The organism is Dyadobacter sp. HNCC25DJ183 (assembly GCF_056895175.1).
The window spans coordinates 279858-304810 of sequence record NZ_JBXHAP010000003.1; the positions used below are offsets into that span (position 1 = coordinate 279858).

Consider the following 24953-nt stretch of genomic DNA (forward strand, 5'->3'; position numbering starts at 1 on the left):
CTTTTGGTGAGTGTAAATGGCGTTGCTTCAATCAAGCTTTTGCCAGTATTTTATACGTTTTGACCATTTCTGCGGCTACTTTGCCGGTGGAGAACGGTTTTATCTTTTCGAGTGAAACTGCGCCCATTGCAGCGATCTTTTCAGGATTTTTTACAAAAAACAACATTGCCTGTTCCAGTTCTGTTTGGGCTGTTGGATCGAAGGTAAAGCCGTTTTCTGCATTGCTTACCAGATCCGGCGCACAGCCGCATTTATTGGAAACAATCACGGGCATTCCGCAAACCATCGCCTCATTCACCACCAATCCCCACGGTTCAGACTTGCTTGGCAAAACCAGCACATCACTTTGAGCGAGCCAGCGCGGCACCTCGTACCACGGAAACCCGCCGGCGAAAGTAACCTGCGCGTCCACTCCCAGCTTTTTAGTAAGGATTTCCAAAGAACTCCTGGCCGGACCGTCACCAACCAGCAGCAGTTCCCAGATACTTACCGCATTTCCTGCTTTTTGGATTTCGGCAAAAGCTTGTACCAGCATTTCCAGGTTTTTCTCGGGTGCAAGCCTGCCTACATATATGAATCGCCGGACTTCGTTCCTGGCAGTATCAGCGTTCTTCAATTCTGTTTTTGCCCGCACAAAATTTTCCCTGATTACCTGGTCATCCACCACCGCGGCATTGCGCACGGGAATTTTGCCCGGATTGATACCGAGGTTTTCCAGATAGTCAGCCGAGGTTTTACCAAAACAAAAAAACGCATTGCCTCTGTTAATGATAAAGCTTTTGAATGCCTCCTTCCAGCTGGAACGCTTGTGATCCTGGGCCGATGATTCTGACGAGATCACTACTTTCACACCCTTCCATTTGGCATAAAACATCAGTTCTACCTGCGCCATGTCGCCCCAGCCTGTCACATTGAGTACATCCGGCTTGAATTCTTTGAAAACCTGAAAGAGCGAAGCCCGGCGCTCGGCTTTCGTGATCTGGTCGAGGCTTTTATTGAACAGCAGCTGATAAGGATAGTCGTAAGTGACTTTTTCGTCGTTCTGCATCACAGCGCGGCTGGCTTCGTACAGACCGATCTGCGCAACCAGAAACTGGCTTCCGGGCTCCTGTTTTTTGAATACCTTGAAAATGTCGCTGAAAAGCTTCGACTTATAATGTGCCCAAAGCTGGTTATGTACAATAAGAACACGCATTATCTGGGCAGTTTTAAGTATTCCTGAAACAATGGATATAGGTTATCGGCCATAAAAACCTGTCCCTGCGGATTGTAGTGCACCAGATCCATTTTGCGGTACAATCTGGTAGATACCCCAAGCTGCAACTCATTGATCAACCTGACGTTATTCTCTTTTGCAAATGCCATAATTTCTTTCCCCTGATCATTGAAATGCCCCATTTCAACTTCTGAGATTTCGGGATGCAGGTAGATGAAAAATGGGATCTTGTTGGCTTCGGCAATTTCGAGCAGCTGCCGGTAACCCGGGTTGAAATCAGTGCCCGGCTTTCTGATACCCGCCTGGTTAAGGGTTTCCTGCTTCGCCGAATCCAGCTGCACAGTATCTGCTTTCGCAGGGTCGGGCTTGTTTTCAGCTGTGATAACAGGCTTTTCGGGCTCGGTGGTAAGTAAAACGGTATCCAGATAATAGAAGAAAATCCAGCGGTACCGGTCCCAGAGCTCGTACAATGCAACTTTGTATTGCTTGTCCGGCCAGCCCGGATCGATCCCGACCGGACTTTGGTGTGACATGATATCGTGGGCGTCGTGGCTGCTCGTTACAAGGCACATCAGGTTGGCCTTAAAAACTCCGTACTTTTTGAGGTAAGCGGCCACATTATCAGGTCCCCAGGAGCCGGCAGAGATATTGAGTACCCGCACCCGCGTTTTGAAATCTTGTTGAAATCTTTTTTCGAGGATCGTGGAAGCAATGCTGTCCTGATCAGTAAGGCTGCCTCCATTTACAACAGAGTCGCCGATGAGCAGGATGATGATGGAATCGGAAGGAAGTATCTCTTCATTCCGCATGGAAAACCGGTTTGTGCGGATCACTTGTCCAAACCGTTCCACGTCCTGATTTGGCGCATAGATATATTCGAAATCGGGATCAGAAACATAGAGAGGAGAATTACAGAAACCGTATTTTACCCTCAATACAACCTCTGCTATTCCGGCAAGAATGACAATACCGATCAGCAATCCGTACAGGTACTTTAACATCAAGTGAAGTTCTTATCTACGTCGAATGTGGGGCAAATTTAGGATTACTTTTTCCAAAAGCGATTTTTTGCCCTTTTGTTGCGTAAATAACTTACCCGCCGGCGCCGTCTTTTAGTACAGGCTTTGGATGAAAATTTAGTTGGTTCAGGTACTACTTAGTGGCATTAAAGCCGGTTTAAAACGGATAAGCCAAGAATCCAGGTTAATCAGAGCATTTCAATCAGCTCAATGCGGTTTCCAAACGGATCACGGAACGAAAACCGGTTTCTATCCGGGATCTTGCTTTCGTTTTTCAGCTCTATACCGTGTTCCTGCAACACAGCCCGCGCAGCTTCCAGGTCGTTGACTTCAAAGGCGGGATGTCGCTGAGAAGAACCGTCGTGATTCTTTTCAGCCCGTACGTGCAGCTGAATGTCGCCCATTTGAAACCATATCGCCCCGTTTGGCAGCGGGTATCCCAAGTCTTTCAGTTCTTCCAGGCCCAGCACGTTTGTATAAAAATCCCTGGCCTGCTCCTCGGTGCCTTCGGGAATGCAGAGCATAATGTGATCGAGCCTTTTAAATGCAATCTTCATGGTGTGGGGAGTCTCTTGACGATTAATAAATGTGGTTGTGTCTGTAATCGAGCATTATTTCAGGTCGCAAAGTAACCTTATTTCAGCGGACCTTTGCTCGCCATTTTTCCTTCTTTCCAAACTGCATTGATCTTCCGCGTGTTCCGGATATCCTGAGTCGGGTCGCCGCCAAGGACGATAAGATCCGCCACTTTGCCTGTTTCCAGCGTACCATAATCTTTGTCTATCTGCAATGCACGCGCCGCGTTGCGCGTACCGGCTGTAATTACCTGCATTGGACTCAGTCCCGATTCCACCATCATTTCCATTTCAAGATGCTCTGTAAATCCCTGCGTACGTACAGGAAAAGCGCCGCTGTCGGTACCGAGTGCTACCGTAATGCCCGCATTTGCGATCTTTTGAAGGTTGCGCATTGCTATTTTGTTTGCTTCCATGTTGCGTGCATATTCAGGCGAGTTCCTGATTTTCTCTCCGTAAGCTTTATCGGTGATCATTTCAAACACGCCCGGTTCCAGGGAGTTTTTGAAAAAAGGATCATTAAGCCAGCCCGGAGTGCCTGCGTAGGCAAACTGGTATTCATCGAGCGTTAAAGTGGGGATGTAAATGACATTCTTCTGTTTCATTTTGGTCAAAAGCGGCTGATCAACTTCCTTGTCACGGATGCTATGGGCGATGATGTCAAGACCTGCATCGACCAATGTGCTGGCGTCTTCGGCGTAAAAAAGGTGCGCAGCGACGCGGATGTTCCTTTTGTGGGCTTCGCTGATAATCGCTTTATATATTTCCGGCTTCATTTTCTGCCCGCCACCGTGATCGTCTACCCACATTTTCAGCACGGTTGGTTTCAGGGCTGCCACTTTCTCCACCATGGCAGGTACTTCTTCGGGAGTCGCCGGCCTTTGCAGCAGGTTCATCCACGATCCAGGATTAGGATCGGGTGTATTGAACCCATAACCGGCAGAAAACAACCTGGCACCCGGCAGTTGGCCCGCAACCGTCGAATCCCGCAGCCCATTGAATATCAGCGGCCGGTCGGTTCCCATTACGAGTACCGCGCCTACGCCATAGTCCTGGTACTTTTGTAGTTGGTTCAGAATGTTATCCCTCGTATAATTTTCTGCATTGGATGTTGTCCCTTTCAACGTCCCAATGTGCGCGTGGGCGCAGATGAATGAGGGTACTACGGTTTGTCCGGTCAGCGTAATGGTGGTATCTGCCGCGGCTTTGATGTTCGTGCCGATCATCTTGATCCTTTTTCCCTCAATCAGAATATCCACATTCTTCCTGGGAGCAGCGCCCGTGCCATCGATGAGCGTCACATTTTTCATGAGCTTGGAGCCGCTTTGCGCGAGAGCTGGTACACTTAACAGGACCGGCAATGCCAGTGCCGCGAGCACTATTGTTTTTCTGCAATGCGACAAAAATTGTTGAGCTGTTTGCATGTTGAAATGGTTGTAATAAAGCGGGCAATAACGCATTTAAAGCTTGTCAGATCACTTTTGGCTGGTTCACTGAAATCCAATTTAAAAATACAATCCGGTAAAATGATTCGACAAACACAAAATATTAAAATAGGAAGAAAGAAAAGGTTTTGTCGAAGTAATTCAATCTCACATATAAGTAACCAAAAAACTATATATTGTATGGCTGAAAGTGAGCGACACTCCTTCGCTATCAATTTGGGATGCCATTGAACATGAATAAGATTAAGAAGAAGTTCTTCAGTTTGCTGCAGAGGGATGAACATGTGTTTGACTTTATAGAAGAAGCAGCAATTGACGGAGTTTTGATCTGGGAGCATTCCGATCCGCAAAATGAATGGGCCGATAACAGGCTCCGGAAATTTCTTACCCGTTTTCTGAAACAGGAAAATGAAGATCAGGCAGTTGCCGAGCTGGTTCGAAGTGTACAATTCGATTATTTCCGGGAAAATGCGGGTAAACATTTTTTGCAAAATGATAACGACTACAACAGCGCGATCGTCCTTTTCGGGGCTGAGGGAAATATTTCGCATATACAGGTACGTTCTCTCCCATTTTCCGATCCCGAATCAGATGCCCGCTACATCCTCACCGCTTTTGAAGCAACAGACAGGATCACCGGCGCGCCCGTAAGTGAGGGGCGCCTCTACCATACCTTTCTGAGCAGTCAGACAGTTTACGTGGCAGGAATTGACCTGGCAGGTAACTATATATATGTCAATGATTTTTTCTGCAAATCTTTTCAGCTCGACCGCCGCGACGTGCTCGGCATTTCGTCCATATCGGGCATTGTTCCGGAGGATATTGACAAATGTGTAAGTACCGGCGCGCATTGCCTCACAGTACCCAACGTTCCGCATCCTGTTAAGCTCAGGAAGTTTTGTTCAAATGGCGGGATCAAAACAACTCAATGGGAATTTACGGGAATCACGAATGCAGCCGGCGAAGTGGCAGAGCTTTTCTGTGTGGGCTATGATATTACGCAGCAGGTAAAAGTGGAAGAAGATCTGTCCGTGCTGATATCCAATATGCAGGATGTGCTTTTTACCATCAACAGAAAAGGCGTATTTACATACGTGTCACCCAGCTGGACAGCTACTTACGGATACCCGATTGAAGAAACTGTCGGGCATTCATTTGCCGAGTTTATTCACGCCGACGATTTTGAAGTTTGTTTCAAGGCATTACAGCAAACAATCGAACTGGGTTTGCCGCTGCCGGGGGGAGTAGAGCACAGGATCAGGCATCAGGACGGAACATGGTCATGGAGTAACACCACAGCCAATGTGGACCCAACCAGCCAGGAGATCATCCTCACGAGTCACAATATTACAGAACTGCGCAACTCCCGTGAAAGGTTGAAGGAGCTCGCCATTGTCGCTTCTAACACTACCGATTACATCGTCATCACAGACGGAAAGGGAATTATTACGTGGGTTAACAGGGCCTTCGAAGAGCGCTCGGAATACAGCCGGAAAGAAGCCAAGGGACAAAGGCCGGCTGACCTGATCAAAGGTCCGGAAACGGATCTGGAAACCATTGACCGCATTTACACCCGCAGCAAGGAAAAGCTGGTTGTAGAGGAGGAAATGCTATGCTATTCAAGGTCGGGAGAAAAATACTGGATCGACCTGAAAGTAATTCCGGTATTCAATGAGAATGGGGATTGTACCAATTACATCGCCATTGAAAGGGATATCACCGCGCGAAGGAAGTCCGACGACGAGCTGCGCCGGATCAAGGAAATGCTGGAACAGACCAACCTGGTCGCATTGATCGGCGGCTGGGAGCTTTATCCTAAAACAAATGAACTGTACTGGTCTTCGATGACCAGGCAGCTGCACGAAGTAGACGCCGATTTTGTGCCTGATCTCGCCACCGCTATTTATTTTTATAAAGAAGGTGATAGTAGGAATGCCATTGAGGAAGTGGTAAAGGAAGGCTTGCTCCACGGTACCGGCTGGGATCTGGAACTTCAGATCGTGACGGCGAAGGGTAACGAGGTTTGGATACGCACCATCGGTCAGGCAGAGATGAAGGACGGGATTTGCGTCAGACTTTACGGCGCGTTCCAGGATATTACTACCAAAAAGAAGGCGCAGGTGGAGATCCTGCAGTCGGAAGCGAAATTCAGGAGCTTGTACGATTCTACCAGCGACGCGGTATTGCTTTTCAATAGTCAGGGGTACCTGGATTGTAACGAAGCTGCCCTACGTATGTTCGGGCTGAACTCTGTGGAGACTTTGCGGCAAATGCAGCTGGGTGACTTATCCAGCCGCGAAGATGATGAACAGACTGCCGTGCGGCTGTCGGGAATCCATATAGATTCTGTTTACCGGAAAGGTAGCCACAGCTTTGAATGGGTGTACCGCCGGTTTGGTAATAAAAAGGAAAGCTTTATCGCCGAGGTACTATTAAACCTGATCAATGTGAATGATCAGGACATTATCCAGGCGGTTGTGCGGGATATTACCACCAGGAAGCGGGCTGAAATGGAATTGCTCGAAGCGCGTGAGCATGCGGAGGCAGCCAGCAAGCTGAAATCGGAGTTTCTGGCTAATATGAGCCACGAGATCAGGACACCGCTTAATGGGGTGGTAGGGTTTACCGACCTGCTGATGAAAACCAACCTGGACGAAACGCAGCAACAGTATATGTCCATGGTTTTCCAGTCGGCGAACTCGCTGCTGGACATTATCAACGATATTCTCGACTTTTCAAAAATCGAGGCGGGCAAGCTTGACCTCACGTTTGAAAAAACCGACTTACTGGAAATTTGCGGACAGGTTTCTGACATGGTAACCTATCAGGCGCAGCAGAAGCAACTGGAAATGTTGCTGAACATCCCGCCGGAGGTACCGCATTTCGTCTGGGCCGATCCGCTTCGGCTGCGGCAGATCCTGGTTAACCTGCTCAGCAACGCAGTCAAATTCACGCCCGCCGGCGAGATAGAGTTGAAAATTGAGCTCTTAGATAAGTCAGAACCGGACAATTATACATTCCGCTTTTCGGTCAGGGATACCGGCATTGGTATAGAGCCGCAGAACCAGCGCAGGATTTTCGAAGCATTTTCGCAGGAAGATTCTTCGACAACCAAACGCTTCGGCGGTACCGGCCTGGGACTGACCATTTCCAATCGTCTGCTCGGCCTGATGAAGAGCCACTTACAGCTTGAAAGCATTGTTGACAAAGGCAGTACCTTCTTTTTCGACGTTACTTTCAGCGCAGTGGAAGGTCAGGACCTGTTTGAATGGAAGAATCCCGACGGTGTGAAGAAGATACTGATCGTGGATGACAATGAAAACAATGGGAAAATCCTGCGTGAAATGTTGTCCAACAAAGAGATCGGATCAACGTATGCAAGAAGCGGGCAGGAAGCGCTGGACCTGCTTGCTACCGGCGAAAGTTTTGACGTGATTTTGATGGATTGCAAAATGCCTGATATGGGCGGCATTGAATCGCTGAGAAAAATCAGGGAGTTGCAGGGGCGCGATATGGAGCAGCAACCTGTGTTTCTGTTAAATGATTCTTTTGAGGATGAAATGCTGAATGCACTCCGCGACGAGCTGGGCGTGCAGCATTTTCTTCTAAAACCTGTGAAGATCCAGCAGCTTTTTTCAGCCATTTCCAGCCTGGGAGTAAAGCAGCAGAATACTTTGCAGATCGCTGAGCCACCGGTCGAGGCGCCGCAAAATAACTCGCAGGTAACGGTACTGATTGCCGAAGACCACCAGATTAACATGTTGCTGGTGAAATCAATGCTTCTCAAAATTGTTCCTCATGCACATATTGTAGAGGCAGCTAACGGGAAAGAGGCGATCCACGCATTTCATAAGAGCAACCCGGATATTGTTTTTATGGACATTCAAATGCCCGAGATGAACGGATATGAAGCTGCCCGCGGCATCCGCAACCTGGAACGGAACAAGCGCGTACCGATCATAGCACTAACGGCGGGCACGGTGGTAGGAGAAAGAGAAAAGTGTATAGATGCAGGAATGGACGATTATTTGACAAAACCGGTATTAAAAGATACATTGGAAGAGGCTATTCTCAAATGGCTGATCAAGACGCAATAGCCTCTGATGCAAAGATCTATAATAGCACTTTATCTCGTTTTCTTCCTTTTCGCAGCCAACTATACCGCAGCTGCGGCTGAGCCGATGCTTTCTGTTTCGGGTGAAAAGCTGCGCATTTCGCAGCTCGACCAGCTATATGAAAAGGCAGATAACTTCACAACAGGCTCACCGGACTCGCTGCGACACATTGCTGAGTTGATCAAAAAAGAGGGAATGCGGCTGAACAATGCGCGCGCACTCGTACGTGGTACACGCTACCAGGCACAGGCGCTCTGGCGGCTTGGTAACCACAAGGAGGCGATGAAGTTGGCTATTGTTGCGCTGAAAGATGCGGAGAAGGGGAAGCTGACAGGCGAGCTGCCGGATATCTACGCCGTAATCGGGAATTTGCATAAGGAAAAAGCCAATTACAGCATGGCGCTGGCTGCGGTAGACAAAGGTATGGCCATCGCCAGGAAGAACAGGGATACAGCCTCGGTGATTTATATGGCGCGGCTTGAAGCGATGTTTACGCAGGGGCTCGGCGCGGATAAGGAAGATACCGCTTTGATACACAAATCCTTGAAGATGCACCTCGAAGGTCTTAAACTGGCTGAATCATCGGCACGGTTTGAGAAACAGCGGATTGGTTACTATAACAATATCGCGCAGGCTTGCGTGAAAAGAGGAGAGCTGGACAGAGCGCGATTTTACGTGACCAAAGGCATTGAGCTTGCCAAAAAATACGACCAGCTGCTATCGCTTACCTACTCCTATACCTGGCTTTCACAGGTTTACCTGGGGGAGGGCGACAAACAAAACAGCATTTATTACCTCAAAGAAGCATTGCGCATCACCCGGCAACTGAAAAATCCTTTCCGGGAAATGGAGGTAAACCGCTACCTCTACCGTACACTGAATGAAATGAACAGTTACAAAGATGCATTGCAGGCTTATACACGCTATATCGAGATTCGCGACTCGCTTCGTGTATTGGAGAACGTGCGGCAGATAGGCGAGATGCAGGAGCAATATGAGGCAGGCAAAAAAGACCAGCAGATCAGCACGCTGGCTGAAATTAACAAGGTAAAAACGCGGGAAACAATCTGGGCGCTGGCTGGCCTGGCGGTATTCCTGGTATTGTCGGTGTTCATGCTGTTTCAATACCGGACGATATCCAGGACGAACCAGGAGCTTGCAAGTAATAATGCGAAGATCAACGAGCAGGCCGAGAAGCTGAAAATCCTGATGAAAGAGCTGCACCACCGCGTGAAGAATAATCTGCAGACCGTATCCAGCTTACTCAGTATGCAGTCAAGCCGGCTGACCGACGATGATGCGCGGAACAGTATGCGCGCAGGCCAGCAGCGCATTGAAGCCATGTCTCTGATCCACAAGAGCTTGTATGGTCAGGATGCGGTGAATCTTGTAAATATGAAGGAATATATGAGTAACCTGATCGACAGTGTCATGCAAAGCTTTGGTGTGGAGCCTGGCGACCTGGATCTGCGGCTGAATGTTTCCGTGATGGAAATCGATATCGATGTTGCGATGCCTACCGGGTTGATTGTCAATGAGTGGGTAACCAATTATTTCAAGTACGCCTATAATTCCACAACTGATCCGCGATTATCTGTTATATTGGAAGCCAGGCTGGAAGAAGGAAGGTCGCTGCTGCTCCGGATCATTGACAATGGACCGGGTATGAGCCTTGACAAGTGGAAAAGACCTTCCGGCTCATTCGGAATGAAGCTGGTGCAGGTCCTGGCTAAACAGCTGGACGCGAAATGCAGCGTGGAAGTTTCCGGAGGTACGACATTTATAATGGAAATTCCCGCCGTCTCGATTGCGGGAAACAGGTAAAAGCTGCCTGAGAAAAAGTTGCGCTATGAAAAAAACAATTAAAATTCTGGTCGTCGAGGATGAGGGTATCCAGGCAATGGGACTCGAAGAAACACTTGATCAGGCTGGATACGAAGTAGTTGGTATTGCCGACAACAGTGAAGAAGTACTCGGCTTTGTGAATAGTGAAGAAGTGGACGTGATCATCATGGACATTCACATCAAAGGGGAAGTTGACGGCATCGATACCGCATTGCGTGTCCGGGAGATCAAAGCGGGCATTCCTATCATTTATCTGACTGCGTACATGGACCAGGAAACAGTACGGCGTGCATCCGAAACACACCCCGCCGGCTACATTACCAAGCCTTACCGCCAGGCGCAGCTGCTCAGCAGTATCGAAGCCGCTGTTCAGCAGATATCATAAAAGGGATCCCCGCTAACGGGAATCCCTCCTGATCTTATTGGAGAAAACCTCCTTTTAACCATTTACAACCTGTCCTCCATTGGGGTGCAACACTTGTCCGCTCATATAGGAAGCGTCGTCGCTTGCCAGGAACACGTAGCAGGTGGCTACTTCGCTCGGCTGACCGGGGCGTTTCATCGGTGTGTCTTTTCCAAATTTCTCAACCCGCTCTGAATCAAATGTAGCAGGAATCAATGGTGTCCAGATCGGCCCGGGCGCTACTGCGTTCACGCGGATTCCTTTTTCTGACAAGCTGCCCGCGAGCGACCGGGTATATCCCACAATCGCGCCTTTTGTTGAAGAATAATCAAGCAGGCTCGGGCTGCCATGGTAGGCTGTTACCGAAGTGGTGTTTATAATGCAATCTCCCTCACTCAGGTGTTCAAGCGCCGCCTGCGTGAAATAGAAGAACGAGAAGATATTGGTAGAAAACGTATCTGAGAGCTGCTGGGCAGTAATTTCCCGGATATCGTCTTTGGGATGCTGTTCAGCAGCATTGTTGACGAGGATATTCAATTTTCCAAACTCGCGTACGGTCTGGCTTACTGCATCTTTACAAAAAGCTTCGTCACGAATATTCCCCCGGATCAGCAGACAGGCTTTTCCCTCTGCTTCAACGAGTGACTTGGTCTCGGTGGCGTCCTGGGTTTCATCCAGGTATACAATGGCCACATCAGCACCTTCTCTCGCGAAATGCACGGCCACAGCGCGACCGATCCCACTGTCACCACCCGTAATCAGGGCTGTTTTTCCCTGCAGCTTGCCGCTTCCGCGGTAATTTTCACGAATAATAACCGGTGCCGGGTCCATTTCCTGTTCAATGCCGGGCTGCTTGCTTTGTGTCTGGCCCTTGGTATCAATGTCGTAATTCATGATAAGGTTTTTTATGTTGATAAATGCGAAAGCCACATTTGTCAAAAACGATATGCCAAGTCCCGGAAGCAGCACAAACTGCATTGACCTGGATCAACGTCAGGCAGATATTCCTGTAATGAGTAAAGAATTTCACAGTTCCAGCCCGGTATGCTCCTGCTGTAAGTGTATTTGTAAATACCAATTCATGCCCAAAGACATCCCGGCACAATTATATTGAGCTAGGGGCAAAAGATTTTAAATCGACACATTATGGCTACGAAGAAGGTAGTAATCATAGGCGGAGGCTTCGCAGGCATCAATCTGGCGCAGAAGCTGGCCAAAGACAAAGAGTTTGATATTACATTGGTGGACAAGAATAACTACAATTTCTTCCCTCCGCTGCTGTATCAGGTAGCAACCGGATTTCTGGAAGCTTCCAATATCAGCTATCCTTTCCGGAAATTTTTTCAGGAAAAGCCCAATCTACGGTTTAGCCTGGGTGCATTCAAGGAAGTGTTTCCTGCCGAAAACCGCGTACTTACCGATACCGGAGATTTGTACTATGACTATCTGGTGTTCGCCACGGGTACCGAAACCAACTTCTTCGGAATGGAGAATGTGAAAAAGAATGCGGTACCGATGAAAACCGTCAAGGATGCCTTGGCGCTGCGGAACCACGTACTTGAAAACAAGGAGAGGGCCACGAAGATCACCGATCCGGTGGAGCGGCGAAAGGTACTGTCCATTGTAGTGGCCGGCGCCGGCCCGACAGGCGTGGAGATATCGGGTATGCTGGCCGAAATGCACAAAGGCATTTTCAAGAAAGATTATCCCGAGCTGAACCGCGATGAGGTGGAGATATACTTGGTCGATGCATTGCCGGTCGTGCTCAATCCGATGAGCAAAAAAGCGCAGGAAGAAACTTTGGAGGAGCTGCGCGGGCTGGGTATCAAGGTACTGCTGGACCATGCCGTTAAAGATTACGACAATGGGGTAGTGACTTTCGCGAATGGAAAAAAGATTGAGACTGAAACGCTGATCTGGACTTCGGGCGTGGTTGGCGTGGAGTTGCCGGGCTTACCGAAGGAAGTATTCGGCCGTGGCCGGCGTGTGCTTGTTGACCGGAATAATAAGGTAAAAGGATACAGCAATATATTTGCGCTCGGTGATATCTGTTTAATGGAAGGCGATCCTGAGTTTCCGAACGGTCATCCTCAGCTGGCGCAGGTTGCTATTCAGCAGGGGCGGAACCTTGCCAAAAACCTGCGGTTAATGCAGGAAGGAAAGCCGCTGATCGACTTTTCATATAAGGATAGAGGATCAATGGCCATTATCGGGGTCAACAAGGCTGTGGCCGATTTACCTGGCTTGCATTTCAAAGGTTTTATAGCTTACTTTCTATGGCTGGTCGTGCATTTGTTTTCGCTTATCCGCTACCGTAACCAGGTGAAGACGCTTTACAACTGGATAGTTGCATTTTTCACGCGGGATCAGTCATTGCGCTTTATACTTGATTCCAAGCCAGATAAGTAGACTTCCGAACTTCTGAATAAAATTTAACAGTGTTATATTTCTCAACCAAACCCTATGCTGCAAAGTATTACCGACCATTCAGAGCATCCCTTTGAATGGCTGGATGTGACAGACCCTGATCAGGAAGAGCTTGCCAGTCTTACCAGTGAGTACGCATTGCACGAGTCGTCGATCAAAGACTGGCTCCAAGCTGATCACCTTCCGAAATATGAGCACGTAGGAAGCTATGCATTTATCATTTTCAGGATACACGCGGAAAAGACGGCTGTTGAGGCAGATACCGTGCCTGAGCTGACCGACAAAGTTGCGATTTTCATGTTTGAAGACAGGGTAATTACACTACACAAGCACGAATGGTCAGGTCCTCAGCAGATTAAGGAGAACCGGATCAGCCAGCATGGTTGCGAGAACACCCACCAGTTGGTTAACGAGATCGTTAAAGTTTGTTTAAGTAGCTATGAAGATCCCTCTGCCCGGCTCACGCGTGACATTGAGTATTATGAGGAAAATATGTTCCTGAAAACGCGCAAAGCTTCGCTGTTGAAGGGACTTTATTACCTGAGAAGAAAAGTGGAAGTGACCAGGCGCGTGATCATGCTTTCTCACGATATCATCGACAGGATAGATTCTCCTGAACAATCCAACACCTACACCCGGGATACCCGCGATCTTTACGTGAAGCTTCACAGCATTTACGATACGCTTTTTGAAAATATGAACCAGCTGGTGATGATCTATTTCTCCATCTCATCGCAGCGGACCAATGACATTGTGCGGGTACTTACTGTGTTTTCGGTGTTTTTTATGCCGCTTACCTTCATCGTCGGCATTTACGGAATGAACTTTAAGTTTATGCCCGAGCTGGACTGGAAGTACGGATATCCTGCGGTGATGATTTTTATGGCTGTGATTACAGGCGGCATTTATGTCTGGTTTAAAAAAAGAGGCTGGCTTTAAACCGGCATTCCCCTGCTTTATCGTGTTGTTTTTAGAAGTATGAAAAAGATTGCTTTACCGAGCTTTGTAGCGGCATTCCTGTTTATGTTGACCGGCGTTTTTGTTAAAGTAAATGCATCTGCATTTGCCGTTCCAAAGGCGCCTGCCAATCTGATTGCAACTCCCACATCAGTAAGTCAGATTGCACTCAGCTGGACGGATACTTCAACAGACGAAGTCACGTTCGAGCTTGAAAGTGCTGTTGACGGAATTAAATACACCAAAATTGCTGACCTGAAATCTAACACTGTAAGCTACATTCACGATACGCTTAAAGCCTCAACCAAATACTGGTACCGCATTCGGGCAAAGAATGTGAGTGGCTATTCGGCTTACTCCAATGTTGCCAGTGCCACCACCTTGACACCTGTTATCACGATCCCGAAACCACCTTCCGCGCTCGTCGCTACGCCGGTTTCTGCAAGCCAGATTCACCTCGGGTGGACAGATAATGCAAGTGACGAAACTGCCTTTGAAGTGGAAAGTTCTGTGGACGGAGTCAGGTTTGAGAAGATTGCGGAAGTCGCTGCGAATATGGTAATCTATCAGCATACCGGCTTAAAACCGGCCACAAAATACTGGTACAGAGTACTTGCGAAGAATAGTGCTGGTAAGTCTGCGTACACGAGCATTGTTTCCGCTATTACATTCCAGGTTGCCCCGGCAGCACCGGATAGTCTGGCAGGTATTGTAGTTTCGCAAACCCAGATCAACCTGAGCTGGGTGGATATTTCCGGAAATGAGATGGGCTTTCAGGTGGAACGATCCACGAATGGGACTGCGTTTACCAAAATCGCTGACCTCCCGGCGAATGCGACTTCTTACCAAAATACTGGACTGGCTGCCGGCACACTTTACTATTACCGCATTCGCGCGGTAAATGCAATCGGGGCGTCGCCTTACAGCAGCGTGGTTTCATTGCGGACGCTCAATATCCCCGTTCCGGACCGTCCGGCCGACTTCTCGGCTGTCCCGCTCGCTCCGCAGATCGTGCAGCTCAGGTGGGCTCCTGTTACAGGTAATGCAGTTTCGGTATCAATAGAAAGGGCCAAAGCGGCGGATGAAAAGTATGTGATACTGGCAACGGTACCGGCCACAGTTTTACAGTTTCAGGATACGGCCAAGCTCGAAAAGGTAGATTATTTCTATCGGATCAAGGCAGTGAATGCAGGCGGCAGCTCACCTTACAGCCTGATCGCGATCGTGCGCGCCGGCTCCATTATCACAGGGACGGAAGATCCTCAGACCAAAAACAGCATTTATACCATCGGTCGCACTTTGTTCGTGAACCCCAGGCTGGCAGGAAAATACACGATCTCTATCTACCATATTTCAGGCAAAAAGCAGAAAGAGCTGACCGCGACCAAGCCGGCGGAAATCAACCTGCAAGGTTTAGCTGCGGGCATTTACATCGTGGCGATTGAAACAGGTAAAGAAGTAATCTCGAAGCGGATCGCACTTTATTAACATAAAAATATAATGATGAAAGTCTCTGTCCTCGGAAGGTTAACGGGTCAATGCAGGTATCTGGCTGCTGCGCTTACATTGCCGCTGCTCTTTGTTTCAGCTGGTTCGTTTGCGCAGAACAAAAAGTATATCGTAAATGCCTACGTCGGCGGTTTTCGCGGGCTGGTGAATGCGGCCGAGATCGATGCTGAAAAGCTGACGCACATCAATTATGCATTCGTCGATGTAAAAGACAGCATGGCGGTGCTCACAAATCTTGCCACGGATAGTACCAATTTTAGAAATCTGAATGCATTGAAAACCAAGAATCCAGATCTTAAAATCCTGATCTCAATCGGTGGCTGGGCGTGGAGCGAGAATTTTTCTGACGCGGTACTTACGGAATCTTCGCGGATGAAGTTTGCCAAAACCAGTGTTGATATCATCCGTCAATATAACCTGGATGGAGTCGACATTGATTGGGAATATCCTGCAATGCGGGGCGAGGAAGGTAACATTTACCGCCCCGAAGACAAGCAGAATTTTACATTGATGTTCAAAGCGATACGCGCGGAGCTTGATCTGCTGGAAAAGGAAAAAGGACGGAAGTTTCAGCTTACAACTGCCGTAGGAGCTTCCAAATCGTTTGTAGACAATACCGAAATGGGTCTTGTGCAAGCTTTTACAGATTACATATTTATCATGACTTACGACTACGGCGGTAAGAACGGGACTGTGGGACATCATACCAATTTGTACGATTACGACGCAGAAGGTTCTTCGGCAGACCGGTCCGTCAAAAACTTCATGGCCGCGGGTGTTCCGGCGAGCAAAATTGTGCTTGGCGCCGCATTCTACGGGAAAGGGTGGGAGGCTGCTTCTGCTAAAAACAACGGACTCGGAGAAGCCAGGGTCAAGTCAGTGCAGGGTGGAGGATATACCAAGCTGAAAGACACGTTGATCGATCAGAACGGATATAAAAAGCATTACGATAAAAAGGCAAAAGCGCCTTACCTGTTCAATGATTCCACAAAAGTCCTGATCACCTACGAAGACGAAAAAACGATCAAGCTGAAATGTAAATACATTAAAAAGCACAACCTGGCGGGTATCTTCTTTTGGGAATATTTCAGTGACCCGAAAGAATACCTCCTGAACGAAATCGGCCGGAACCTGGATTGAAAATCAATGCGATACGAGGCTAAGCAGATCGTTTTTAGACAGTGTTTTTAGAACCGAATTGTCCGTTTTGATCAAATCGTTGGCAAGGTCCTTCTTGGTTTTTTGTAGTTCCAGGATCTTTTCTTCAATCGTATCGGGACAAATCAGGCGGACGGCGATCACGTTCTTGTTTTGCCCTATCCGGTAGCTCCTGTCGATCGCCTGATTTTCAACGGCGGGGTTCCACCAGGGATCTACGAGGTACACATAATCCGCTTCTGTCAGGTTCAAGCCCGTTCCGCCCGCTTTGAGGCTGATCAGGAACACACGCACATTGCTGTTGTTTTGAAAGTTCAAGACGCGTGCTTCGCGATCGCGGGTTTGTCCGGTAAGATACTCAAATTCAATGCCCCTGCTGATCAATTCGGCTTTAATGAGGTCGAGCATGGTCACAAATTGCGAGAACACAAGGATCTTGTGCTGCGGCGACTTGCTCTCTATCTGCTCCATCAATGCATCAATCTTCGCTGAGGCAGTTCCATAAAACAGGTCATCATTGAGCAATGCGGGAGAGTTACATATCTGGCGCAGCTTCGTCAGTCCCTGCAAAATGTGAAGTGTTTCCCGAGGTATATCCACTTCGTTGCGGGTATTCAGGAAGGTGAAAAATTCAAGTTCGTAGGCATTGTACACTTTCCTCTGTTCTTCGCCCATTTCGCAGTAAAGCACGATCTCGGTTTTATCAGGGAGTTCCGTGGCGACCTGTTTTTTGGTCCGCCTGAGAATAAATGGATTGATCCGGCGCGCCAGTTCACGCGCGCGCTCGTTGTCTTTAAACCTGTCTACCGGAGCAGAGAAATGGTTTTTAAACTGCGTTTTACTGCCCAGCAACCCCGGACAGGCGAATGAAAGCTGTCCGTACAGATCGAAGGTGTTGTTCTCCACCGGCGTACCCGTAAGCACGAGCTTATTCCGCGATTGCAGCAGCCGGGCAGCCTTATACCTTTGCGATTCGGGGTTTTTGATTGCCTGCGATTCATCAAGAATAATGTAGTTGAACATGAATTTTTTGAGAAAATTCACATCCGAAAGCAGTGTTCCGTAAGAGGTAAGCACAATGTCGAAATGCTCGAAATCATGGATCTCCTTTTGTCTGTCTGCACCGTAAATGGTCAGCATTTTTAAGCCTGGTGCAAACTTTTCCACCTCGGCCTGCCAGTTGAATATCAGGGAGGTAGGTACGATGATCAGGCTTGTACTTTGACCGCGTTTTTCTTTTTGTAATAATAGGAATGCGATGATCTGGACTGTCTTGCCTAAACCCATATCGTCGGCCAGACAGCCGCCAAAGCCGAATTCGTCAAGGAAATTGAGCCAGTTAAGTCCTTCGTGCTGGTACTTACGGAGGCTGGCCCTCAATCCCGCAGGAATGGCAACAGGTTCAATGGTTTCAAAATCGGCGAGATTGGTTTTGAAAAAGGCGATCTGCTCCCGCACTTCCCGCGTCAGTACTTCTGCTTCGTACAGCTCGCTGATCGCCACAAAGCTGCTTTTCGGCATTCGGATCGTCTCTTCTGCAATTTCTCCTACTTCAAAGAACTTGGTGAATTTTGCCAGCCAGTCCTCAGGCAGAATGCCCATGGTACCTTCGCCGAGCTCCACATATCTGGTGCGGTTTTTCACGGCTTTGTGCAGGTGTTTGAGCGTAACCTGCTGTTTGCCAAACTTAATGGAAGCCACGGTGTTAAACCAGTTGATCCCGCTCACCACGCTCACAGATATCTTTGCCTTATTCAGGTTCAGGCGGTTTTTACTCAATGCATTAAACCCGAGAATGCCGATACCCTGGTTCTGCCACTCTTCGAATGCATCGGGAAACCAGTTTTCGTTCAGAAATTGACCGCGGTGTAAATAAAAGAAATCCCTGCCTTGCTGGTCCTCGAAATCGGGGTGTTGGCGGACGATCGCACTGATAAACCTCAGCTCTTCGTCACTATCCCGCGCTACCGTAAATGGGTTACCGTGACTGTCAACAGAGTAAATCTGCTTTTTTGAAAACAATGGAACCTCCGTCTGCCCATATCTTACGACTGGCGTAATCAGTACATAATTTCCGAAATCTTCCAGGTACACGAGCTTTTTGACCTGCTCGTTGAAGCCTGTTTCCTCCCGCTGGCGTGCAGTGGCGGTTTTGAGGTAAGAGTACGTGATTTTGATCTTGTTTTCGAGCTTGTCCAGCAGCCCGAGCCGAAACGCCTCGAACTTGGATTCGTGTATGAAAATCTTCTGGTTATGTTGTCTGAAGAAATGGATCGTTTTCAGGATGTCCTCCCGGTCAATCAGGTACAGCTCGCGGATATGCAATACAAAATAGTCAAACCGCAGCTCAACTTTTTCAAGATCGAGGTATACTCCGTCCAGTATCAGCTCGCCTGAGATCTGGTAAAATGGCTTCTTCTGGTCGATCCTCAATTGCAAATCAACGGGCACCTGCTGTAATTTGACGGGAACAACCGAAGCTGCATTGATATTTTCGGATACCTCGGGATTGTGGTAACAGAAATCTGCCTGAACCGGATTTTTAAGGATCGCCCGCAGGCCGGCAACGTCGCTTGCAAATTGTTTTTTACGAAAGTTGTTCTGAAATCCCGCAATGGCGGTGAAGAACTTAACCGTTTCCGTATCCTCGGTCTTCCATATTTGTTCAAGCGGGCTCAGCGGCGTAATGGGATTTTTGATCTTCCCGTCGCGCGTTGTTGCTGCCTCATACAGTTCCGCGAAGAAGTTTTCGTAATACTTATTGTGACCGATCACGACAAGCTGGCGGGTTTGTGGCCGTTGTTCGATATCCGGCAGCATACTGGCATTGGAAGGCAGCAGGCTTTCTCCGAGCAATGTCACGGAGCGGCTGTCTACCGGAACCAGCTCTTTAAGTTTGGGCCTGATCTGCAACTCGCGGTTGGTGTAGGTCAGCTGAAAGTAGGTATCCGGGTCTGGTTCGTTTTCCAAACCATAATCAACGGCTACTTCACGTATCCGCGCGACTCGCAGTGTTTTATCAAAAAATACGCGTAAGTCTTTGCGTTGTAAAAGGTTATAGAGGATCTGAACCTGGTGTTCACACAGTTTTTTCTTGGGCTGGCCGCAGCCGCAGTAAATCTGAATGAGGCTTGCATTCTGTTTGACAATGACCTTGTTGAGCTCGCCGCTGAGTCCCTGCAGCTTGAAGTTGGCATAATGAATATCGATTTCGGCTGGCTGGATCTCGAAATAGCCTCTTTTGCCAGTGTCTGGCATTGTGGCACAATTCTGCAGAATGTGGCTGACAGAAAAGTTGCCGGTATCAAAATTGGGTAATATAAAATTATGCAGGCTCGGGCGCTCCGTTTCCGACGGCTCATTGTTTATCATGAAGCAAAATAACCAACTAATGTCAAAAGCCGAAAAGAAATCCGGCGCTGGTGATTTTAGCCGGAAATACCGAAATTGAGCCCGGGGCACCTGCCACGCATTTATTACTTAACAATAACCAATATGGAAATCGGAATAGCAGCTGATCACGGAGGGTACGAGTTGAAAGAACATCTAAAATCCTATCTGGCCGGCAAAGGATACACGATTAAAGATTATGGCGCATTTACGCTTGACAATCAGGATGATTATCCCGACTTCGTGGTTCCCCTTGCGCGCGGGATCGTAAGCAATGAGGTAGAGCGGGGCATCGCCGTTTGCGGCAGCGGGGTAGGCGCTTCTGTGGTGGCCAACAAGGTCGCAGGTGTGCGCGCGGCATTGATCCAGGATCATTTTTCGGCGCATCAGGGTGTGGAGGACGATGATCTCAATATGCTTTGTCTGGGCGGCCGCGTCACCGGAGTGAATGCAGCACAGGAGCTGGTCGAAGCTTTTTTGAATGCAGAGTTCACCGGTTTGGAAAGACATAATCGTCGCCTTGCGAAAGTCAAAGACCTTGAAAAAAACGGCTAGGCAGCGCACTGGTGCAGTTTTGGCATTATTATTTTGCGCTGTCGCGGTAATGAAAAATTCGACTCGTCTCCATTTCGCGAAGCTTGCCGCTTTCCTTTTGCTTGTCTTTTCTGCCCCGGCGATTGCGCAGGATTCTACTTCCAAAGCAATCAAGATCCTGCCCGCCGACTCCGTTGCAGGCTCCCGGCCCGATACTTCGCTGCGACCGCGGCAGGTTTTGATTGATACGATCCGGTACCGGTTTGTCGGCGACGGTAACTTTACGAGAGGGAATGTGAACCGCAGCCTGATGGTATTGCGGGCGGAGCTTATTTTCAGCGGACCGGTGATCAATGTCGCGTCCAATCCACGCTTTACATATGGTAAACAAAGCGGCATCCTGGCCGAGCGTGACGGTTATGTGGACGTTTTTGTGGATGTGTTTAAAAAGCGGAAAACTTACGTTTTTGGTTTGGGTGTATTGGAAAACAGCAATTTGCGTCGCATTGATGTCCGGCAAATGGCGGGTGCGGGGATTGGATACCGGCTGGTTAAAACGGCTAAAAACGACCTCAGCCTGACCAATGCCGTTTTATATGAATCGACGAATTTTGTTGAAATACCAACTGTAACAACGATCCGTAATTCTTTCCGCGTGAAAGGGAAGCATTCATTTGCACAGGACAAAGTGCGCATTAACCATATTACTTTCCTGCAACCGGCATTGAACGATCTTTCTAACCTCCGGTGGAATACCATCGTGTCGGTGGAATTGCCGCTCAATAAATGGATCAGTCTGCGTACCAGTTTTGAAAACTCTTATGAAAGTGTAGTTGAAGCAACCAGGAAGCGCAACGATTCACGGATTACGTTCGGTGTTTCGGTGGGTAACAAATAGGCTTACTTGTAGGGGGAAATGCGGAAATATGATGTCGTTGTTGAGAGTACATTATATATGAACAAAATGTGCTTTTATCGTCATCACATCATTCAACCCAAGCATGAAAGATCCACAGGATAACCGCCGCCAGTTCCTCAAAAATTCTGTCAACTCGGCCGCCGGCTTGATGCTGCTTCCGGCATTGACCGATAACCTTATCGCCAAGCCCGTAACGAGGGAGTATGCGCAACCTGAACCTGTTATGATGCCGCCCAGGATTAAATTTTCGGTGATCGGAATGAACCACGGTCACATTTACGGCCAGGTGGAGGCAGTTACCCGCGGTGGTGGCGAGCTGATCTCATTTTATGCCAAAGAAGAAGACCTCGCCGCTGCTTTTGCCAAAAGGTACCCCAATGCCAAACAGGCAAAGAGCGAGGCAGAGATCCTTGATGATAAAAGCATTCAGCTGATACTGAGCTCGGGCATTCCCGACGAACGCGCGCCGCTGGGTATCCGCGTAATGAAAAGCGGAAAGGATTATATGGTTGACAAACCCGGCATCACCAGTCTCGAACAACTTGCACAGGTGCGCAAGGTTCAAAAGGATACCAAGCGGATTTACTCCATTATGTACAGCGAGCGGCTCGAAAACCGCGCTACCATTAAAGCGGGCGAGCTTATAAAAGAAGGTGCGATCGGGAAAGTTGTGCAGACGATCGGACTGGGGCCGCACCGGATGAATGCGAATACGCGGCCTGAATGGTTTTTTGATAAAAAGCGCTTCGGCGGCATTATATGTGATATTGCTTCACACCAGTTTGACCAGTTCCTTTTCTTCACCAATTCAACCAAAGCCGAAGTTGTTGCTTCGCAGGTAGGCAATGTGAATCACCCGCAGTACCCGAAATTCGAGGATTTTGGTGATGCTATGCTGAGAGGGAATGGCGGCGCAGGTTATATCCGGGTTGACTGGTTTACGCCCGACGGGCTGAAATCCTGGGGCGACGGCCGGCTAACAGTGCTGGGAACCGAAGGATTTATAGAGATACGTAAAAACGTAGATATAGGCGGCCGTGACGGTGGTAACCACCTGTTTTTGGTCAATAATAAGGAGACGGTCTATGTGGATTGCAGCAAGACAGAGCTCCCTTACGGCCGGCAGCTGGTAGATGATGTGCTCAACCGGACTGAAACCGCCATGTCGCAGGAGCATTGTTTCCTGGCAACCGAGCTGGCATTGAAAGCCCAAAAGCAGGCGCAGAATGTAGCGACAGTAAGTTGATCGATGATTTTGTGTAAAGAAAAACCCTGGCACGTTGACGAGCCAGGGTTTTTCTTTGAGCTGGAAATGCTATTCTGAAAGCGCTTTGAAATCTTCCTCCGAAAGCTCGATTTCGCTTGCTTTGAGGTTTTCCTGCAAATGCGTCAGTGAGCTTGTTCCGGGGATCAGCAGAATGTTCGGGGCACGCTTCAAGAGCCACGCCAATGCGATCTGCGCAGTGGTAGCGCCGTGTGCAGTTGCAATTTTCTCGATCTTGTTCTTCATCTTATCCGGGCCGGAAGCCAGCGGGAACCACGGAATAAATGCCATTCCGCGTTGTACGGTATAGTCCAGTACGCTTTCCCATTGTCTGTTGCCGAGGTTATAAAGGTTCTGGACCGAAACGATCGGTACCACCTTTTCAGCCTGTTCTATTTGCGCAACATCCACTTCCGAAAGTCCCACAAACCTGATCTTGCCGGCTTTAACCGCATCAACAACAGGTGCGAGTGTTTCTTCAACAGGGAATTTGGAATCAAAACGATGCAGCTGCCACAGATCGATTACGTCAAGTTTCAGCCGTTTCAAGCTTCCGTCGATCGCTTCGCGGATGTGCTTTGGATCGCCATTGACCGGCCATTGGTTCGGGCCTGTTCTTTCCAGTCCGCCTTTGGTGGCAATCAGCAGGTTTTGAGGGTAGGGGTGCAGCGCTTCGGCGATCAGTACCTCGTTGGTATGCGGACCGTAAGAATCTGCTGTATCAATAAAGTTGACGCTGGCTTCTACTGCGGCCTGCAATACTTTCTTGGCATTTTCACGGTCGGGTGCGTCGCCCCATACGCCGCGACCGGTAAGCTGCATTCCGCCGTATCCCAGGCGGTTAATTTCTATTTCTCCACCAATGCGGAACGTAGCCGGATTTTGTGTTGTGGTGCTCATTGACTGATTTATTTAGTGTTTGTTTCACAGGTACCAACAAATCTTACGCCAAAAAGAATCAGCTTGTTTGCGCTCTGTGGCATAGTTTTAATCTTTTAGCCTAAAAAACAACGAGCAATGGACACGGATATCACAATCTACGAAGCACGCGCAAAGGAACTGGTCGGCGAGATCAGGAAGATCATCGAGGTAAAAGCCCTTGATCTGGACCAGGCGCTGGAAGAAGCAGGTATTGCGAAGGAAACGGCAGATAATATTCTGAATAAGGGAGGTATCCCTTCACTCTCCGAATTCCTTGCACTTTGCCAGATTTCCGGAATTACCATCCATATACCTTCGGTCGAGACGCCGAATACGCCGATGTAAGCCGGCTGTTTTCTTCTTTTTCACGGCCGCTACCTGCACAAAAGCAGCTTGAAGTCAGCCGTTTAATCATTTATGAAAAAAATTTTGAAGCTAATTCAAAATTTTTTTTCGTTTAAAGCCTTCATACTTCGGGAATTTGCCTGAAAAAACCGTGTTGATAAAATCCATTCAGAAGAAAATTCGGCGAAAATATCCATATGCCAAATTGTATTCCAATGTGAACGGAAGGTTAACAATCCCTTATCAAAGGTTACTTGCACTGCCAAATCTTATTTGAGCCAAAATCCTTGATAAGATGGATTTTGATGAAAGTCATATTTGAATAATACCATTTTTATGCTTGATTTCTGTGCTTGTGAATGGAGGTAAATTCAGGTTTTGAACAGAATATTGTTTTGTTGATAAATGCATTGAACGCTTGTTTGCGAAATATTGTAGTATATTTGTACTGTCAAATGAGAGACAGATAACAAGAACCAATAAATAATAGCAACAATGAAAAATGCAAAAACAATGATAGCTACTGCCATGATGGTTATGACTATCGCTACTTACGCTAATGCGAATAATTCTACATATATAGCAGAAGAGAAAACCAAAGTAGGCGTATCATCTGCTGCATTGCCAGCTTCGCTTCCTGTTCTGGAAAGCCCGGCTCCGCAGAAGGATAAATTGACAATTGACACCAATAAGCACAATGCTGCACAGAAAGCGGCAATCGTAGGGCTTCAATTAAAAAGCAATTCAGCTAAGTAATTGAACGGGCCTTCACGAGAAGGTCAGCAAGGTTTACGCAAAAAGGGAAGAAAATTTCTTCCCTTTTTTTGTGCCCGAAATGTCGGTTTTGTCAAATTAGATAGCGGCCCGGTCGCTTGAATGCGGTTTTTTCATACCTTGAAAACTGGTTCACA

At 48.2% G+C, this 24953-nt stretch carries 19 protein-coding genes; 12 read left to right on the forward strand and 7 right to left on the reverse strand.

Features of this window, described 5'->3' with window-relative positions; genetic code table 11:
- Window positions 1-31: 31 nt before the first annotated feature.
- The 4 genes from AC1XTG_RS08655 to AC1XTG_RS08670 all read right to left on the reverse strand — a co-directional run bounded on the left by AC1XTG_RS08655 (window position 32) and on the right by AC1XTG_RS08670 (window position 4234).
- Window positions 32-1195 carry a glycosyltransferase family 4 protein gene (locus AC1XTG_RS08655; RefSeq protein WP_484841675.1) on the reverse strand — a complete coding sequence of 388 codons (1164 nt, stop codon included), beginning with the start codon at window positions 1193-1195 and terminating at the stop codon, window positions 32-34.
- On the reverse strand, window positions 1195-2217 hold the full coding sequence (locus tag AC1XTG_RS08660; protein ID WP_056289750.1) for a hypothetical protein: 1023 nt from the start codon (window positions 2215-2217) through the stop codon (window positions 1195-1197). The genes AC1XTG_RS08655 and AC1XTG_RS08660 overlap by 1 nt, the downstream gene beginning before the upstream one ends.
- A gap of 206 nt (window positions 2218-2423) precedes the next feature.
- Complete coding sequence (locus tag AC1XTG_RS08665; RefSeq protein ID WP_056289747.1) at window positions 2424-2792, reverse strand: VOC family protein; 369 nt, start codon at window positions 2790-2792, stop codon at window positions 2424-2426.
- 77 nt (window positions 2793-2869) lie between these two features.
- Window positions 2870-4234, reverse strand: coding sequence for an amidohydrolase family protein (locus tag AC1XTG_RS08670; RefSeq protein WP_082489340.1), 1365 nt, complete (start codon window positions 4232-4234; stop codon window positions 2870-2872).
- A gap of 254 nt (window positions 4235-4488) precedes the next feature.
- Between AC1XTG_RS08670 and AC1XTG_RS08675 the strand changes: the two genes are divergently transcribed.
- The 3 genes from AC1XTG_RS08675 to AC1XTG_RS08685 are packed head-to-tail and all read left to right on the forward strand — an operon-like array spanning window position 4489 to window position 10600.
- Window positions 4489-8352: a PAS domain-containing hybrid sensor histidine kinase/response regulator gene (locus tag AC1XTG_RS08675; RefSeq protein ID WP_484841676.1), complete on the forward strand. Its 3864-nt coding sequence runs from the start codon at window positions 4489-4491 to the stop codon at window positions 8350-8352.
- Window positions 8353-8358: 6 nt separating this feature from the next.
- Window positions 8359-10194, forward strand: coding sequence for a tetratricopeptide repeat-containing sensor histidine kinase (locus AC1XTG_RS08680; RefSeq protein WP_484841677.1), 1836 nt, complete (start codon window positions 8359-8361; stop codon window positions 10192-10194).
- Between the two features lie 25 nt (window positions 10195-10219).
- Window positions 10220-10600 (forward strand): response regulator, encoded by a 381-nt coding sequence (locus tag AC1XTG_RS08685; protein ID WP_056290564.1) that lies wholly within the window; start codon window positions 10220-10222, stop codon window positions 10598-10600.
- A gap of 54 nt (window positions 10601-10654) precedes the next feature.
- On the opposite strand, the gene AC1XTG_RS08690 is transcribed toward AC1XTG_RS08685, so the two are convergent.
- Window positions 10655-11512 carry an SDR family oxidoreductase gene (locus tag AC1XTG_RS08690; RefSeq protein ID WP_484841678.1) on the reverse strand — a complete coding sequence of 286 codons (858 nt, stop codon included), beginning with the start codon at window positions 11510-11512 and terminating at the stop codon, window positions 10655-10657.
- A 252-nt stretch (window positions 11513-11764) separates the two neighbouring features.
- Between AC1XTG_RS08690 and AC1XTG_RS08695 the strand changes: the two genes are divergently transcribed.
- The 4 genes from AC1XTG_RS08695 to AC1XTG_RS08710 are packed head-to-tail and all read left to right on the forward strand — an operon-like array spanning window position 11765 to window position 16651.
- Complete coding sequence (locus AC1XTG_RS08695) at window positions 11765-13027, forward strand: NAD(P)/FAD-dependent oxidoreductase (protein ID WP_484841679.1); 1263 nt, start codon at window positions 11765-11767, stop codon at window positions 13025-13027.
- Window positions 13028-13081: 54 nt separating this feature from the next.
- Window positions 13082-13984: a magnesium transporter CorA family protein gene (locus tag AC1XTG_RS08700; RefSeq protein ID WP_484841680.1), complete on the forward strand. Its 903-nt coding sequence runs from the start codon at window positions 13082-13084 to the stop codon at window positions 13982-13984.
- Window positions 13985-14023: 39 nt separating this feature from the next.
- On the forward strand, window positions 14024-15490 hold the full coding sequence (locus AC1XTG_RS08705) for a fibronectin type III domain-containing protein (protein WP_484841681.1): 1467 nt from the start codon (window positions 14024-14026) through the stop codon (window positions 15488-15490).
- 12 nt (window positions 15491-15502) lie between these two features.
- A complete protein-coding gene (locus tag AC1XTG_RS08710; protein WP_484841682.1) occupies window positions 15503-16651 on the forward strand; it encodes a glycoside hydrolase family 18 protein in 1149 nt (382 codons plus the stop codon).
- 3 nt (window positions 16652-16654) lie between these two features.
- Here the strand turns inward: AC1XTG_RS08710 and AC1XTG_RS08715 are convergent, their stop codons facing one another.
- Window positions 16655-19927 (reverse strand): DEAD/DEAH box helicase, encoded by a 3273-nt coding sequence (locus AC1XTG_RS08715; RefSeq protein ID WP_484841683.1) that lies wholly within the window; start codon window positions 19925-19927, stop codon window positions 16655-16657.
- 237 nt (window positions 19928-20164) lie between these two features.
- Between AC1XTG_RS08715 and AC1XTG_RS08720 the strand changes: the two genes are divergently transcribed.
- The 3 genes from AC1XTG_RS08720 (at window position 20165) to AC1XTG_RS08730 (ending at window position 22758) form a co-directional block, all read left to right on the forward strand.
- Complete coding sequence (locus tag AC1XTG_RS08720) at window positions 20165-20614, forward strand: RpiB/LacA/LacB family sugar-phosphate isomerase (RefSeq protein WP_056289730.1); 450 nt, start codon at window positions 20165-20167, stop codon at window positions 20612-20614.
- A gap of 49 nt (window positions 20615-20663) precedes the next feature.
- On the forward strand, window positions 20664-21491 hold the full coding sequence (locus tag AC1XTG_RS08725) for a DUF481 domain-containing protein (RefSeq protein WP_484841684.1): 828 nt from the start codon (window positions 20664-20666) through the stop codon (window positions 21489-21491).
- A 103-nt stretch (window positions 21492-21594) separates the two neighbouring features.
- A complete protein-coding gene (locus tag AC1XTG_RS08730; RefSeq protein ID WP_484841685.1) occupies window positions 21595-22758 on the forward strand; it encodes a Gfo/Idh/MocA family protein in 1164 nt (387 codons plus the stop codon).
- 69 nt (window positions 22759-22827) lie between these two features.
- Here AC1XTG_RS08730 and AC1XTG_RS08735 read toward each other — a convergent pair whose 3' ends face one another.
- Window positions 22828-23676, reverse strand: a complete 849-nt coding sequence (locus AC1XTG_RS08735; protein ID WP_484841686.1) for an aldo/keto reductase — start codon at window positions 23674-23676, stop codon at window positions 22828-22830.
- Between the two features lie 117 nt (window positions 23677-23793).
- On the opposite strand from AC1XTG_RS08735, the gene AC1XTG_RS08740 reads away from it, so the two are divergent.
- On the forward strand, window positions 23794-24042 hold the full coding sequence (locus AC1XTG_RS08740; protein ID WP_484841687.1) for a transcriptional regulator: 249 nt from the start codon (window positions 23794-23796) through the stop codon (window positions 24040-24042).
- A gap of 495 nt (window positions 24043-24537) precedes the next feature.
- Window positions 24538-24798: a hypothetical protein gene (locus AC1XTG_RS08745; RefSeq protein WP_056289713.1), complete on the forward strand. Its 261-nt coding sequence runs from the start codon at window positions 24538-24540 to the stop codon at window positions 24796-24798.
- Window positions 24799-24953 lie beyond the last annotated feature (155 nt).